The following is a 1,088-nucleotide window of genomic DNA, read 5'->3' on the forward strand; positions in this document are numbered from 1 at the left end:
CCTGCCCGGCTCGATCCACAATCCGCTGGCGCGCGGCTGCCATCGGCTGATCCGCGACGGCGCCGGGCTGGTGGAAAGCGCCGAGGAGGTGCTGGCCGGGGTCGCGCCCCTGGCCGCCGCACTGGCCGACGCCTTGCGCGGGCGCCTGAACGCCCCCACACAGGGAGCCAGCACCGCGCGCGCGGCCACACCGGCCTTCCCCCACCCCGACTACCAGCGCTTGTGGCAGGCGCTGGGCCACGACCCCATCTGTATGGATTCAGTGATCGCACGCAGCGGATTGACGGCCGCAGCGGCGTCCTCCATGCTGCTGGCCATGGAACTGGATGGCTACGTGGCGGTCGAACGCGGTCGTTACACCCGCAAACCCTAGTTTCTTCACCTCCACAGCGTCTCGCGACGCAGGCCGAGGGGCAATGAAAGAGAGCATTCTGGATGTCCTGCTGTACCTGTTCGAACACTATTTCAGCGAAGACGCGGATCCGGTCCGCGATCGCGACTCCCTCCAGAATGGCCTGATCCAGGCAGGTTTCAGCCCCACCGAGATCAGCAAGGCGTTCGACTGGCTCGACGCCCTGGCCGACCAGCGCCCGGCCGTGGCGCAGCCGCGCATCGATGGCCCGATCCGCATCTACCACGGTCCGGAACTGGACAAGCTCGACGTGGAATGCCGCGGCTTCCTGCTGTTCCTGGAGCAGCACGGCATCCTCGACAGCGACCAGCGCGAGCTGGTGCTGGACCGGGCTATGGCCCTGGATCAGGACGAACTGGATCTGGACGACCTGAAGTGGGTGGTGCTGATGGTGCTGTTCAACCAGCCTGGTGCCGAGGCGGCGTACGCGTGGATGGAAACGCAGATGTTCGTCGACGAGCCGGAGCCGGTTCACTGAGTCGCTGACGGTCGCGCACGGATGCACGAAGACACTTCCCCATTGGCGATCTGGTACTACGTCGATGCCGCGCGCGAGCGGCACGGCCCGTTGCCGGCGTCCGCCCTGCTGGAACGCCTGCACGACGGCCGCCTGCAGCGCGAGACCCTGGTCTGGCGCGAAGGCCTGCCGGAGTGGCGGCCGCTGCACGCGGTCGCC

The 1,088-nt window shown here is 67.8% G+C and carries 2 protein-coding genes and 1 pseudogene; all 3 read left to right on the plus strand.

What is annotated here, in order from left to right:
* A pseudogene (locus D180_RS22190) lies at positions 1-373 on the plus strand (DNA-protecting protein DprA); the annotation flags it as partial.
* Positions 374-416: 43 nt separating this feature from the next.
* Positions 417-890, plus strand: a complete 474-nt coding sequence (locus D180_RS22195; RefSeq protein ID WP_010340686.1) for a DUF494 family protein — start codon at positions 417-419, stop codon at positions 888-890.
* Between the two features lie 21 nt (positions 891-911).
* A partial coding sequence (locus D180_RS22200; protein WP_157835504.1) for a DUF4339 domain-containing protein occupies positions 912-1,088 on the plus strand: 177 nt, incomplete at its 3' end.

Origin of the sequence: Xanthomonas sp. SHU 166 (assembly GCF_000364685.1) — a bacterium.
Classification (GTDB): domain Bacteria; phylum Pseudomonadota; class Gammaproteobacteria; order Xanthomonadales; family Xanthomonadaceae; genus Xanthomonas_A; species Xanthomonas_A sontii.